The organism is Helicobacter fennelliae, assembly GCF_900451005.1.
Classification (GTDB): Bacteria; Campylobacterota; Campylobacteria; order Campylobacterales; family Helicobacteraceae; genus Helicobacter_B; species Helicobacter_B fennelliae.
Genome location: NZ_UGIB01000001.1, coordinates 1201474 through 1216182 on the forward strand (window position 1 = coordinate 1201474; position 14709 = coordinate 1216182).

14 protein-coding genes and 1 other RNA gene are annotated in these 14709 nt (G+C 37.0%); 11 read left to right on the forward strand and 4 right to left on the reverse strand.

The window, feature by feature from the left end; all coding sequences use genetic code 11:
* Positions 1-81: 81 nt before the first annotated feature.
* The 6 genes from DY109_RS05940 (at position 82) to thrB (ending at position 5645) form a co-directional block, all read left to right on the forward strand.
* Positions 82-1362, forward strand: coding sequence for a 3-isopropylmalate dehydratase large subunit (locus DY109_RS05940; protein ID WP_023949728.1), 1281 nt, complete (start codon positions 82-84; stop codon positions 1360-1362).
* A gap of 9 nt (positions 1363-1371) precedes the next feature.
* A complete protein-coding gene (locus DY109_RS05945; protein ID WP_034550448.1) occupies positions 1372-2778 on the forward strand; it encodes a M23 family metallopeptidase in 1407 nt (468 codons plus the stop codon).
* Entirely contained in the window at positions 2775-3341 is a 567-nt protein-coding gene (locus DY109_RS05950) for a septum site-determining protein MinC (RefSeq protein WP_023949730.1), read from the forward strand. The genes DY109_RS05945 and DY109_RS05950 overlap by 4 nt, the downstream gene beginning before the upstream one ends.
* Positions 3338-4231, forward strand: coding sequence for a UDP-3-O-acyl-N-acetylglucosamine deacetylase (gene lpxC / locus DY109_RS05955; protein ID WP_023949731.1), 894 nt, complete (start codon positions 3338-3340; stop codon positions 4229-4231). Before DY109_RS05950 ends, lpxC begins: the two co-directional genes overlap by 4 nt.
* Positions 4231-4680, forward strand: coding sequence for a hypothetical protein (locus DY109_RS05960; RefSeq protein ID WP_034550450.1), 450 nt, complete (start codon positions 4231-4233; stop codon positions 4678-4680). The genes lpxC and DY109_RS05960 overlap by 1 nt, the downstream gene beginning before the upstream one ends.
* A 62-nt stretch (positions 4681-4742) precedes the next feature.
* Entirely contained in the window at positions 4743-5645 is a 903-nt protein-coding gene (gene thrB, locus DY109_RS05965) for a homoserine kinase (RefSeq protein ID WP_023949734.1), read from the forward strand.
* Between the two features lie 10 nt (positions 5646-5655).
* Here the strand turns inward: thrB and dcd are convergent, their stop codons facing one another.
* On the reverse strand, positions 5656-6219 hold the full coding sequence (dcd, locus tag DY109_RS05970) for a dCTP deaminase (protein WP_023949736.1): 564 nt from the start codon (positions 6217-6219) through the stop codon (positions 5656-5658).
* An 86-nt stretch (positions 6220-6305) separates the two neighbouring features.
* Between dcd and accB the strand changes: the two genes are divergently transcribed.
* The 4 genes from accB to pseC all read left to right on the forward strand — a co-directional run bounded on the left by accB (position 6306) and on the right by pseC (position 10061).
* Positions 6306-6788 carry an acetyl-CoA carboxylase biotin carboxyl carrier protein gene (accB, locus tag DY109_RS05975; protein ID WP_023949738.1) on the forward strand — a complete coding sequence of 161 codons (483 nt, stop codon included), beginning with the start codon at positions 6306-6308 and terminating at the stop codon, positions 6786-6788.
* Positions 6789-8150, forward strand: coding sequence for an acetyl-CoA carboxylase biotin carboxylase subunit (locus tag DY109_RS05980; RefSeq protein ID WP_023949739.1), 1362 nt, complete (start codon positions 6789-6791; stop codon positions 8148-8150).
* Between the two features lie 61 nt (positions 8151-8211).
* Positions 8212-8925, forward strand: a complete 714-nt coding sequence (locus DY109_RS05985) for a hypothetical protein (RefSeq protein WP_023949740.1) — start codon at positions 8212-8214, stop codon at positions 8923-8925.
* On the forward strand, positions 8925-10061 hold the full coding sequence (gene pseC, locus DY109_RS05990; RefSeq protein WP_023949741.1) for a UDP-4-amino-4,6-dideoxy-N-acetyl-beta-L-altrosamine transaminase: 1137 nt from the start codon (positions 8925-8927) through the stop codon (positions 10059-10061). The genes DY109_RS05985 and pseC overlap by 1 nt, the downstream gene beginning before the upstream one ends.
* 28 nt (positions 10062-10089) lie before the next feature.
* Here pseC and DY109_RS05995 read toward each other — a convergent pair whose 3' ends face one another.
* Positions 10090-10500 carry a hypothetical protein gene (locus DY109_RS05995; RefSeq protein WP_023949742.1) on the reverse strand — a complete coding sequence of 137 codons (411 nt, stop codon included), beginning with the start codon at positions 10498-10500 and terminating at the stop codon, positions 10090-10092.
* An 85-nt stretch (positions 10501-10585) separates the two neighbouring features.
* On the opposite strand from DY109_RS05995, the gene DY109_RS06000 reads away from it, so the two are divergent.
* Positions 10586-10975, forward strand: a complete 390-nt coding sequence (locus tag DY109_RS06000; RefSeq protein ID WP_023949743.1) for a hypothetical protein — start codon at positions 10586-10588, stop codon at positions 10973-10975.
* 8 nt (positions 10976-10983) lie between these two features.
* Here DY109_RS06000 and ssrA read toward each other — a convergent pair.
* Positions 10984-11344: a transfer-messenger RNA gene (gene ssrA / locus DY109_RS06005) on the reverse strand.
* Positions 11345-12017: 673 nt separating this feature from the next.
* Positions 12018-14018, reverse strand: coding sequence for a methyl-accepting chemotaxis protein (locus DY109_RS06010; RefSeq protein ID WP_115737822.1), 2001 nt, complete (start codon positions 14016-14018; stop codon positions 12018-12020).
* Positions 14019-14709: the final 691 nt, after the last annotated feature.

Consider the following 14709-nt stretch of genomic DNA (forward strand, 5'->3'; position numbering starts at 1 on the left):
ATTATAGCGTAAAAGCGTGTGATTTATTGTATAATTCTAACCTTTTAAATTTTGTCATTTATTGTGTTTGGAGATTGAGATATGGGACAGACAATTACAGAAAAAATTTTTTCTCAGCATTGCGGAAGAGAAGTGTATGCAAATGAGATCATAGAATGCGATATTGATATGGTGATTGGCAATGATATTACAACGCCACTCTCCATTCGTGCATTTGAAAACTCAAAAGCAAAAGCCCTTGCAAAGCCCGATAATTTCTGTATTGTTATGGATCACTTCATTCCAGCCAAAGATATTGCCTCTGCAAATCAAGCGCGTATTAGCCGAGATTTTGCCAAAAAACATCAGCTGAAGTATTTTTTTGATGAGCGAGATATGGGGATTGAGCATGCGCTATTGCCAGAGAAAGGATTGGTTGTAAGCGGAGATGTGATTATCGGGGCTGATTCACACACTTGCACGCATGGCGCATTGGGCGCATTTAGCACAGGAATGGGAAGCGCAGATTTGGCATACGCGATGATTACAGGTAAAAATTGGTTTAAGATTCCAGAGAGCATTAAGGTTGTGTTTGTAGGAGTGTTACCAGATAAAATCTATGGCAAAGATTTAATCCTTGAAGTGATCCGACAGATTGGGGTTGATGGTGCGCTTTATAGGAGTTTGGAATTTTGTGGCGAGGCGATTGAAAATCTCAGTATGGACGATCGTTTTTCATTGTGTAATATGGCGATTGAAGCGGGTGCAAAAAATGGTATCATCGCTCCAGATTCTGTAACAAAAGCATTTTTGGCTCAAGTTGAGAAAGACAATAAATCTTTGCGCGCAGCACCGAGATTTTTCCAAAGCGATACAAATGCGCACTATGTCAAAGAAATCGTGATTGATGTATCAAAAATGGAGCCTATGGTTGCATATCCATTCCTTCCTAGCAATGGCAAAACAATCTCTCAAGCTGTGCGCGATAATCTAAAAATCGATCAGGCTTTTATCGGAAGTTGCACAAATGGGCGATTGAGCGATCTTAAAATCGCTTCAGAAGTGTTGAAAAACAAAAAAATCCATCAAGATGTCCGACTTATCGTAACTCCGGGCACTCAAAAAATCTACAAACAAGCTTTAGAAAAAGGATATATCGATATTTTGCTTGAAGCAGGCGCGCTTATCTCTAATCCTACTTGTGGTGCGTGCTTAGGTGGCTATATGGGGATACTTGGCGATAATGAGCGATGTATCTCAACGACAAATCGTAATTTTATCGGGAGAATGGGATCGCGAAGCTCTGAGGTGTATTTGGCAAATTCAGCTGTGGTCGCGCAATCCGCAATACTCGGGAAAATCGCCGATCCAAGGGAGCCATAAGAGATTATGATGAATTTTTCTGCTGTGCTAAAGATTTTGATTGGGCTTGTGGTGGTGCTTGTTGCTTGTTTTATTTATACATTTGATTTTGAGACAAAACCCCTAAGCTTAGAGGCACGCATTTATGTGGATTCTACGACAGAAATTCCTTTAGATGAAATGAGCGCGTGGAATCCAAAGAGAAAAATAGCCATTTATGCTCAAGATTCCGTAGGAATTAAATCCTATAAAATAAAAGCAACGACACAAGATGGGCTTGTGGTGTATGACAAAGAAGAAATTGTTTTAAACAAGCCAAAATCTATTAAATTTTGGCTTCCAAAGCCAGAAGTCGCCTTGCCAAACAGAACAAAACTCCATTATCAGATTTCTGTTACAGATTGGAGTAATGCAAATTTTTTTAGTGGCAACACAATAACAAAACATTTTGAGCTCACGATAAATACCAAAACGCCCGTTATTAATGTCATTGCTAATTCAAATAGAATCAGTTATGGTGGAAGTGCGTTGCTTGTATTTCAAGTCAAAAGTGTGGATATAAAAGAGATTCAAATCAGCAATGGCAAGCAGTTTTTCACGCCATTTCAATTTATCAAAGACGGATATTATGCAGTGATTTTGGCTTGGCCTATTGGTAATCCTCAATTTACCGGCACAATAAGCATAACAGATACCGCACTCAATACCCAAAAAATAACCATTCCTTTTGTGCGCGATAATTCCGTGCGCTATGCAAATGCAACTATTCAGCTCAAAGATGATTTTTTGGATAGCAAAATGGATTCTCTAATGCAAGATATTCATCACACATACCCAAGCCATATCACAAACAACTTTGATAAATTTAAATATATCAACGAAACGATACGGCTTGATGATGAAAAGACTATCACCAAAGCTATGATCGAGAATCCATATTTGGATTTTGGGCTAGATTCTTGGGGAATGTGGCGGGCTTTTGCTCCATTGAAGGGATATGTCGTGGTTGGCAAATTTGGCGAAAAGCGCACATACATAGCATCTGATAAGCAAAAAAGCCAATCCGTGCATTTGGGATTAGATATGGCAAGTATCAAAAACGATCAAATCATCGCCACAAATCGTGGCAAAGTGATTTTGCAGCAGCAGCTTGGAGTCTATGGAAGGACATTGCTTTTGTATCATGGCTTTGGGCTTTCTACGCTATATTCTCATCTTGAGCATTTTTATACCACTTTGCATCAAGATATTGCAAGCGGGGATATTTTGGGATTGACAGGGCAGAGTGGTTGGGCTTTTGGCGATCATTTGCATTTTGGGGTTTATGTGCAAGGATTAAGCGTCAAAAATTCTGAATGGATGGATCAAAAATGGGTGAAAAACAATGTTTTAGATGTATTTGAAAAAGCAAAAAAACTAATCGAGTTACAACAATGAAAATGCGACAAAAACAGCAAAAAATGTTTATTTTTGAAGATGGCACAGAACAAGAGTATGAAACATTTATTCAGAGCAATACCGCGCTTTTAGAATCTGGCTTGATTTGCTTTCAGACAGAGATTTCTCAAGAGCTAGAGCAAAAGCTTAGAAATCTTTCATTGAGCTTTTTGGTGCAAAATGTAGGATTTATGCAGCCTACAATAGATTCTACATTAGATTCCGCAAAATCTACCATAGAATCTAATGCGCCCAAAGATGAGATTTTTTATAAAGTGCGAAGTGGTGAGGAGATAGAATCAAAAGGTAATGTGATTGTTGTAGGAGATATTGCAAGTGGTGCAAATATTAAATCCAATCACAATATTATTATCTTTGGAGATTGTTATGGGGTGATTGAATCGGGCGGAGAGTTTGTGATTTTGAAGCAACTTAAATCAGGGCATATCAGCTTTGGTGGCGAGGTTTTACCAAAAGAAGTGCTTGCAAAAATAAATATTAATTCTTGTTTAAAAATTATTGTCAAAAAAGGCGATAATATTTTAATAAAGGAAATCATATGAAACAAAGAAGTATTCAAAGGCGCGTAGAGCTTACTGGGATAGGATTGCATAAAGGTGTGCCAGTTACTATGGTTTTAGAGCCATTAGAAGCAGAGGGTGGCATAGTATTTTATCGGAGTGATTTAGGCGTAACTATACCTATGAATCCTCAAAATATTATCGATACAACAATGGCTACGGTTATTGGCAAAGACAATGCCAAAATATCTACAATAGAGCATTTGATGTCTGCGATATATGCGTATGGGATCGATAATATCAAAATAAGTGTCGATAATGAGGAGATTCCGATTATGGACGGAAGCTCGATTTCGTATTGTATGCTTCTTGATGAGGCGGGTATCACAGAGTTTGACACACCGCGAAAGCTTATTGAGATCAAAAAGCCAATCGAAGTGCGAGAAGGAGATAAATTTGTGCGTTTAGAGCCAAGCGCAAAAACGATTTTTGATTTTGCTATTGATTTTAAGCACCCAGCGATTAAAGAGCAGCACTACACTTTTACATTTTCAAAAAAAGCATATATTGATGAAATAGCCAAAGCCCGGACATTTGGGTTTTTGGAAGAAGTAAATTATCTGCGATCTATTGGTTTGGCAAAAGGTGGCAATCTCAATAATTGCATTGTGCTTGATGAATCAGGCATCATGAATAAAGATGGATTGCGCTATACAGAAGAATTTGTCAGGCATAAGATTTTAGATGCTATCGGCGATATGGCGATACTTGGAATTCCACTCCTTGGAAGCTATATCTCTTTTGCAGGAAGCCATAAGCTTAATTCACTTTTGACCCAAAAGCTCTTAAGCCAAAGCGATGCGTATGAAGTTGTGAGCGTTGAGGGAAGCGAAAAAGTCATAGAATTTGAAAAAGCACTTGCCATTAATTAATGTGTGAATTATTGATTTTTTGCGTGCATTCTCCTTTGTATTATGGAATCTACAAAGACAAAAAGCTAGATTCTACTTATACATTAAGCGAGAAAACCTCACGCGCACTTTTGCAGCTTTATACACATACCAAAAAAGAATACAAGATCCAAAATATTTATTATGCAAATGGTCCGGGAAATCTAAGCACACTCAAGCTTTTGCATACTTTTTTGCATACTTGGGCTTTGATAGAGGATATAGGGCTTTTTGCAGCAGATAGTTTTACACTTATGCCAAATGCACCAATTTATGCGTTTGGCAATAAATATTTTGTCAAAAATGATGAAAAAATCGAGTTTGTCGCACTTGATATGACGCCCCAATGCGCGTTTTTGTTTCCACAAATACTCAATCCTGCACTTTTTGACAAAAAGCCCGAGCCTTTTTATGTGCTACCCGCGATTTGATTTTGTGCGATTTGATTTTGGCTTTGTGAATTTTGTTATAATACAAATTAAAAAGGCTTAAAATGACTATAAGCGTTCCTGCGACGACAGCAAATTTAGGACCGGGTTTTGATTGTTTGGGGTTGAGTTTAGAATTTCGCAATGAATTTAAATTGCTTCCTGCGCAAAATACAAGCGTGCAGATTTATGGAGAAGGAGAGGGTGTTGAGCGGTTTTTGATTGATAATATGTTTGTAAAAATTTTTCGAAAAACACTCAAAGAACTTAGTATTCCAAAGCAGCATTTTAGCTTTATTTTTACAAATCAGATTCCAGTCTCTCGCGGAATGGGATCAAGCTCGGCTGTCATTATTGGCGCGATTAGCGCGGCTTACATGCTTGCAGGAATACCACTTGATAAAAACAAGATTTTAGAAAATGCACTTGTGTATGAGCATCACCCTGATAATATCACGCCTGCGATTTTTGGTGGCTTTAATATCGCGGTTTTGGATACATATCAAAACCAAAAAAAAGTCTATCATTCTACTCACAAAATGCCTTCATTTTTGCGCGCGGTTATGGTTATACCCGGGCGATCTATTTCTACCAAATACTCTCGTCAAACCCTTCCAAAAAAATACACAACAACAGAAGCTGTATTTAATCTCTCTCGCGCTAGCCTTCTTTCAGCAGCATTTATCAAGGGCGAATGGGAGCTTTTGCGTGTGGCGAGCAAGGATAGATTCCATCAAGAGCGACGAATGAGGAATTTTCCTATTTTGTTTTCTGTGCAAAAATGCGCGCTTGAAAATGGTGCATTGATGAGCACGCTTTCAGGAAGTGGGTCGAGTTTTTTTAATTTGTGCTATGAAGATGATGTCAATCGCCTCAAAGACGCGCTCCAAAAGCGGTTTTATAATTTTCGCATTGTGGATATGAAGCTTGATAACGAGGGATTGCAGATTCTGCCAAATCAGGAGTGAGAATCTAATTTTAAAGTATTCTTGGAAGTGTAATGTTTGTCTGTCCTTGATATTTGCCATTTTTGTCTTTATAGCTTATTTCGCAGGGCTCATCTCCTTGCAAAAACAGCACTTGCGCGATTCCTTCATTAGCATAAATTTTTGCTGGAATTGGCGTTGTGTTTGAGATTTCAATCGTGATATGCCCTTCAAATTCTGGCTCAAATGGGGTTACATTGACAATGATTCCACATCGCGCATAAGTGCTTTTGCCTACGCAAATTGCAAGCACATCACGAGGCATTTTGAAATACTCAACCGTGCGAGCAAGCGCAAAAGAATTTGGCGGAATAATGCAGAATCCATTTTGAGCGATTTTGGTTACTACATTTTTTTGATCGAAATCTTTAGGATCGACAACCACAGAATCTACATTGCTAAAAATCATAAACTCATCACTCACCCGAATATCATAACCATAGCTTGACAGACCAAAAGAGATCACATCTTTGTCGATTTGTTTTTCGCAAAATGGCTCGATCATTTTGTGCTTAAGGCTCATGTGTTTGATCCATTTGTCTGATTTGAGTCCCATAGTTATTCCTTTTTGATTTTTTAAGCTATCTTTACTTTTAAAATATGCTATTATACTCAATTCAAATTTGTTTTAAAGGATTTTTGATGAATTTGGTTGAAATTAAAAAACTCATTGAAATTTTTAACAACAATAGTGAGATTGCGAAATTAAGCCTTAAGCAAGATAATTTTGAGCTTAAGCTTGATAAAAATGCAACAATTACTCCTATTCAGACACTTTCTTCTGCGCCTATGCAGCCTGCACCACAAGCTATGCCTCTGCAAGCAACTACACAAACTGCCCCTTTACCATCGCCTTCTTTGGAATCTAAAGTAGATTCTGAGAGTAGTGAGTATATCACTTCACCAATGGTTGGGACTTTTTATCATAAGCCAAGCCCTGATGCTTCGCCGTATGTAGCCATTGGCGATACGATCAAAAAAGGTCAGACAATAGGGATCATTGAAGCGATGAAGATTATGAATGAAATTGAGGCCGAGTTTGATTGTAAGGTGATAGCCATAGAGACTGCAGATGGGCAGCCTGTCGAATATGGAAGCAAGCTTATTAGGGTGGAAAAAATATAGATGAAAAAACAAGTGACACAAACTAAAATCAATCGTATTTTGATCGCTAATCGTGGTGAAATAGCATTAAGAGCCATTCGGACGATCCAAGAAATGGGTAAGCAAGCGATTGCTATATATTCAAGCGCAGATAAAGATACACATTATCTTGATGTGGCTGATGCAAAAGTATGTATCGGCGGGGCAAAAAGTAGTGAAAGCTATCTAAATATTCCTGCGATTATGAGCGCGGCGACTTTGTTTGATGCTGATGCGGTTTTTCCGGGTTATGGATTTTTGAGTGAAAATCAGCATTTTGTCGAGATTTGCGATCATCATGGGATTGAATTTATAGGACCAAATAGCAATGTCATGGTGGTGATGAGCGATAAATCAAAAGCAAAAGATATGATGAAAAGTGCTGGAGTGCCTGTGATTATGGGAAGTGATGGCGCATTAAAAAACTACAAAGAAGCCGAGGAAGTAGCAAAGCAAATTGGGTATCCCATTATCCTCAAAGCAGCAGCTGGCGGTGGCGGAAGAGGAATGAGAATCGTAGAAGATGAATCAATGCTAAAAAATCTTTATCTCGCCGCAGAATCTGAGGCATTGAGCGCATTTGGCGATGGCACAATTTATATGGAAAAATTCATCAACAAACCAAAACACATCGAAGTTCAGATTCTAGCTGACAAGCATGGAAATGTTTTGCATATCGGTGAGCGCGATTGCTCTGCACAGCGCAGACAGCAAAAGCTCATCGAGGAGACGCCAGCAGTTGTTTTGAGCCAAGAAGTTAGAAAAAAGCTATTAGACACAGCCATAAAAGCTGCGAAGCACATAGGATATGTGGGTGCAGGGACATTTGAATTTTTGCTAGATTCTAATAATAAAGATTTTTACTTTTTGGAGATGAATACTCGCCTGCAAGTTGAGCATACCGTAAGCGAAATGGTGAGCGGGCTAGACTTGGTAGAATGGATGATCCGCATAGCTGAGGGAGAGGAATTGCCAAAGCAAGAAGAGATTACATTCAAAGGGCATAGCATTGAGTGCAGAATCACAGCTGAAGATCCGATAAAGTTTTATCCAAGCGTTGGGAAAATCACACAATGGATAGTTCCAGGTGGCGCAAATGTGAGGCTTGATAGCCATGTGTATGCGGGCTATAATGTTCCTATGTTTTATGATTCTATGATTGGAAAGTTGATTGTTTGGGGTGAGAATCGACAAAGAGCTATCGCAAAAATGAAGCGTGCGTTGAGAGAATTTAAAGTAGAAGGGATTAAAACAACCATTCCATTTCATCTCAAAATGATGGATAATGTGGATTTTTTGCATTCCAAAATCCACACCAAATACCTCGAGCAAAATATGGAATAACATTTGCTCGATTTTACTTGATTGTAGAATCTAACTTATCAAAGGCATTGGCGGAGGTTATATGAAAATTTCAAATATAGAATCTAGAGATTCTAGTGCCAAAAACGCACTTCAAGCCAAAACACAAAACTCCACAACGTCCGCAAAAACATCGCCACAGATAAAAACATCTCAAAAAGAAATCTCCAAAGTAGAATCTCTATCAAAAAAAAATGACACATTTGAACCGCTAGCAATTTCTGTAAAAAACGCAAATTTGACTATCGGCTCTCTTGATGTGATGATTGATACAATCAAAACATTGCAAATCCAAAATAAAGATTTTTCAAAGCTTGCTACAAAGTTTCAAAAAGTAGCCACTCAAGATAAAGCCCAGCATATCATCAAGCAAGCAGATGTGATTAAAGGCGAGATGAAGCAGACTTTTGATTCTGCGATGTTTGAGAATGAAAATGTATTTAGCAAAAATTATGAATCCTTAATCCCAGAATCAAAACTCAATACCAATAAAATTACGTCACCCAAAACGCTTGATGTCAAACAAATCGAGAATCTCAAACAATATGCAAATGACTTAGATACGCAAAAAAAGTATGCCAAAGAAGCAAAAAAGATATTGCAGCATAAAGTCGAGGAGACTTTAGCCAAAACAACGCAAAGCACGGATTCTTCGTTTGAAAAAGTCGATCTATCAAAGCTTAATACGCAAGAATTCAAAGCTGCTCAATCCGGAAGGGGCATTACTCTTGATAGGGTGATGAGTTTATTGCATTAATGGATATTATTCCTTACAGCTCACAATGCATTGATAATGACGATATACAAAGTGTGCTTAAAGCGTTGCAATCGCCACTCCTTACGCAAGGAAACATAAATGAGTGTTTTGAAGAAGAGCTTGCTCGTTTTTTGAATGTCAAATATGTGCTGACTTTTAATTCCGCTACTTCCGCGCTTTATGCAGCATATAAGTCTTGCTTCAAGCCAAAGGATAAAATCATCACAACGCCAATTAGCTTTGTAGCGACAGCAAATATGCTACTTGAGTGTGGGTGTGAGCCATTTTTTGTTGATGTTTTGTATGATGGCAATATCAATCCCAAAAAAATAGAAAATGCGATTTGTGTGAATTGTCCTGATGTAGCTGGCATTGTGAGTGTGGATTTTGGGGGTAATAGTGTCGCGATAGATTCTATCCAAAAAATTGCCTCAAAGCACAATCTGAAATTTATCTCTGATAGCTCGCATGCTTTTGGTGGTAGTGTCAATGGCATAAAAATCGGTAGCTTTGCTGATGTGAGTATTTTTAGCTTTCATGCCATTAAGCCAATCACCACAGCAGAAGGAGGGGCATTAGCGACAAATGATGAAGAGATCTATACGCATGCCAAACTCATTCGTTCGCATGGGCTGATAAAAAAGTCATTATGGGATAGCGAAGTCAAAGAGAGTGGGTTTAATTTTCGAATGAATGAAATACAAGCAGCACTTGGGCTTTCTCAGCTCCAAAAAATCGATACTTTTTTATCAAAAAGAGAAGAGATAGCAAGCTATTATGATACATTTTTTGATAAAAATCCTTATTTTGTTACTTTGCACTCTCAAAAGCCTGCCTCGCATTTTTCTACAAATCATCTCTATCCTATTCTTATAGATAAACATTTGTATTGCCAAAAACAAGATATTTTTCAAGCATTGCTTGATTGTCATTTGGGCGTGCAGGTGCATTATAAGCCAATCTGCGAATACGAGCTGTATAAGCACTACAACAATGATGGCATATATAATGCCAAAGATTTTTACGCAGCTGAAATCTCAATTCCTTGTCATCAAGCTATGACAAAAGAGCAGGTTGTGTATTGTGCAGAATCTATTTTGAGGGTTTTTGAAAAATTTGACTTACGTTATTGCTGATTTGTCGTTCAATCAATGCTTATAATGCTTATGAATGCTTAAGCTTAAAGGCTATAATGCTTGCTAGGCAGATAAAAACACCAACAATATAGCCAATAACCCTAAAAAGATCGCTATTGATAAGTATGATGATACCAAGTGCCAAAATCGTGTAAGATAGGATTCTGTATAGTCCAAATGATAATTGCACACCTAGAGCAAATTTGTGGGATTTTTTGGCTTCTTGATAGTGCAGAAGCTCATCTTTAGTGTGTGATTCTTGCTTGTATTTGAGGTTGTTTTTGAGCGCGATATATGAAGCTATGATAACCAAAAAAGTCGAAAAATACGCCACTTCAAAATTTAGCACATCAAACAAGCCTAATACATACCACAAAATGCAAGCAACAAGTATATTAAATGCGCCCAATACAATAAAACATTTATAGCAATTTTTCATCATTATTCCTTATCATTCCTTGTTTTGCTTTAATGTAAATTTTTAAAAAGAAATTGTAGAATTATTGCAAAAAAGGGGAAAGATTATGTTTAAAAAAGCTATTTGTGGCTTGTTTTTTGTGGGGTTGTTGTATGCGACAGATTCTAATATCGTTGAGATTATGCAAGATCTTCAATACGATTCAAATATGATTGATAATGGCTTTGCGTCAAATAAGTTTGATTTGGTCAAAAAAGGTATCCAAAAGCACAAAAATGACTTCGATCAATTCAGGAAATTTAATATTAATATTTTTCTCACTCAGCAAAAGCTAAATTACGCGCCTATCGTGGATTCGTTTATAAGCAATATCGTTGAGCAAAGAATTTTGCTTGAAGAATTTTTGGCAAAAGATGACAAAATCCGCGCTTTTGAAGCGTATCAGCAAATGAGGCTTAATTGTATGAAATGTCATAGTTTGATTCGTGGTTGGTGATTGGGTATTGGTGGAGTCGTGGGGAATTGAACCCCAGTCCAAAATCTATCTCTACATATAAGAATCTACATGCTTTGTAAGGATTTTAGATTCTTGCTTGATATAAATCCTCAAACTTTCAAACAAAAAGCCATGGATCTTTCTTTGGATATTTGGCGCAATCCAAAGGCAGCTAAGAAAATGACGATTTTGCAATCTATTAGCATCAATTTGCAAAATCGGCTCCTAAAAGCGAATTAAACTCACGCTACTTTTGCGTAAGCTGGAGCGTAATTTGTATTGTTTGCGTTTATTTTTTTGGTAGTTTAACGGCGTGCCAGCCGACATGCACTTATACGAAATAAATCCTGTCGAAGCCAAATCGACCCCAAAGGCTGTGATTCTAACAAACAGAATCTAATAGAAAACTTAAACATAAATTGATTACAGAATCTAAATGTAGATTTTAGTTTGAGTTCCAACTATTATTGACAAAATATCCTGTCATTATTTAAGCGCAAGCGAAGAATCCAGTAAATCGAGAATCTAACCCAGAATCTAACTCAGAATCCACCTCGTCATTACTTAAGCGACAGCCAAAAGCAAATCGTCATTCTGACCCTGAGTCAAACCCACTCCGTCATTCTGAGGCTTTGCAAAAGCCGAAGAATCCAGTAAAAATCTAATACAAAATCTAAAATAGATTCTAGTTTGGATTTGGATTCTTCGTTCGTTTCACTCACTCAAGTAATGACGACAAAAACAACATAGATTCTACTAGAATTTATGCAAACACAAGCAAGCATTAAGAAATTCTAGACTTTTTTAATTTTTAGATTTTAGAATTTATGCAAACACAAAAAGAGCGTAAAAGAGATTTTAAGATGAGTTTGCAAGAGCTTGATAGATTGTGCGGTTTTGAGCAAGGAGATAAGGCTAGTCGCCTATCGACGAAGCGAAAAACAAACTCGCAGCTCAAATCGCTTAAAAGCTAGGATTTAGATCCTATGGAAATATGTAAATTAGAATCTAGATTCTATGCAAAAATATTAGGATCTAAATCCTAAAACTTTTTCTTTTTTGCATCATCTAAGATAGCCTTAGCAATCAATGAGACTTCATTGCTAATCTCTGCGCTAGTATTAGCAATAGTTACATTATTTTGTGTAACAGATTCTAGATTTGAAATGGCTTCATTGATTTGGGTAATACCTGCTGTTTGTTCTTTGATAGATTCTGCCATATCATTGATTGATTGCACAAGTAGATTTGTATTTGCCTCTATTTCTCCTAGACTTTTTCCTGTGCGCTCTGCTAGCTTTCTGACTTCATCAGCAACAACTGCAAATCCTCTTCCATGCTCTCCTGCTCTTGCTGCTTCAATCGCAGCATTAAGTGCTAAGAGATTTGTTTGATCAGCTATATCTCGTATGATACCAATGACATTGCGTATATCTTCTGTTTGTTGGATTACTTCATTAGTCCTGCCTGAGACATTTTGCATAGAAGAAGTGATCTCTTCTACTGCTGTGGCTGTTTGCTCTAATGAGCTTGCTTGAGAGTGAGAGGATTGGGTAAGATTATTGACTGCTTCTTCAAGTTTATTGCTTTGGGTATTGAGTGTATTTGCAAAGTCAGATGAAGCAGAGAGCATTTTTCGTATTTCTTCACCTAAAGTATTTGTAATCACTTCTACTCTTCCTTGTGCATTTTTAACTTGCGTTGAAAAATCAAGTTTTGCAAATGAATCAAATACACGATTAAGCTCTGGTAAATCATTTCCAATAGCACTTGAGAGAAGATCTAGAAGTTTATTGACAGAATCTTTGAGTGTATTTAGCTCTGAATTACTTCCTGTGAGTGTTATTCTTTGATCTACATGTCCTTCTCTTGTGTGTTCTATAACAGCTAGAGATTGTTGGACAAGTTCTTGATCTTTTTGGAGGGATTGTTTGGTGTGTTGTATATTTGCATTAATAGCTTGAGCAATTTGTTCAAATTCATCGCCACTTTTGATTTGAAGTGTTGTTGCATCTTTGGCTTCGTGATTGATATATTTAAAGAATTCTGATAAGCCTGTTGCTATGGTTTTGAGGGGGGAGATAAGAAACTTGATAAAGAAATAAAACAAAATAGTTCCAATCACAAGAAGCACAAGTGCGACAATGCAGCCTTTTAATAATACTTGATTGGTAGCATTGCTAAAGTTTTCCATATTTGCAGAAACTAGCATCGTCCAGCCAAAATCAAATCGCTTAAACAACGCAATACGCATACCACCATTGTATTCGTAGGTAATCACCCCTTCTTTAGCGTTGGCATGCTCTAGTAATGCGTTTTTGATTCTTATTTCTAGTGGGTTAAGTTCCGTAGTTATTTGTATGACTTGAGGGTCTTCATGTGAAAAAATACTATCATGAGAATCAAGTAAAAAAACCGATAGTGTCGGAAGCTCTGGAGTTTTGAAAGTAGCAAATCGCGCTTGAAAATCCTCAAATAAAATATTCATGCCGATAACTCCGATTATCTTGCCATTTTTGATAAGTGGCATCGCCGCGGTGCCAAGCATTAAGCCATTTGTTGAGGCATTTTTGGAGATATATGGATCGGTCAAGATAAAGCCCTTTTCTTGCACAGCTTTGGCATACCAATCCCTTGTGCGCACATCATCTTGAGTGTTATCAAAGGTATTTTTTGTGAAACTATTTGGATTAGATTCTGAGACAACTAAGAAACTTCCATCTGCATAAGCGACAAATACATTTGGATAGCCAATTGTTTTTGCCATATCTTTGAGTGTTTGTCGCTGCTCTAAGATACTCAAATCGCTTTCTGCTAATGTTTTGGATAAATAGTTCAAATGTTTTTTTGCTTCGATACCAATTGTGGTATTAATCATATTAAATGAGCCATTCATCACTTCTTGTTGGATTGAAGTATATAATGTTGTGATTGTGTTTGAGCTTTGGCGATAATTAATCAAACTCACGACAAACAAAATCACTATAAAAACAAATAAAATACTTATCAAAAGCTTTGTATTTAGAGACATTTTGATTCTCATTTTTGCTCCTTTGGCTTATAGATTTCATTCTATAAAAATAAAATAGTTTGCATTGTATTTTTTTTTTTTAGTTTTAACTTAAAAAATAGTAATTGAGTTGTGAAGCTCATAAAGATACTAGAATCTAGAATCTAATTTACATATTTACATAGAATCCAAATCCTCTCTTTTTTGCTTCTTTTTGCAGATTGCTTCGTTTAGGGCTTATCTTGTATTATTTTGGCGACGCACGAAAAGTGCGACTCACTGCTAAACTTGCAAAGCTACAAAAATAAGCTAAAAATAGAGGATTTCTTTACGCGCCATTGTGTTTGCATAAATTCTAAAATCTAAAAATTAAAAAAGTCTAGAATTTCTTAATGTGCTATTGTGTTTGCATAAATTCTAGTAGAATCTATGTTGTTTTTGTTGTCATTACTTGAGTGAGTGAGACGAACGAAGCATCCAAATCCAAACTAGAATCTATTTTAGATTTTGTATTAGATTTTTACTGGATTCTTCGCTAACGCTTAAGATATGACGGGTAAGAGTGCGTCAAAACAATATAGATTCTAGAATCTAAATCGTCATTGCGAGACTTCCACTAGGAAGTCGTGCAATCCAGAAAAACTAAAATCCAAACCAGAATCTAAAACCTTAAGGCTTGCAAGCCCCACCCCAAAGGCGTTTTTAAAGCTTTTTTGATATGATG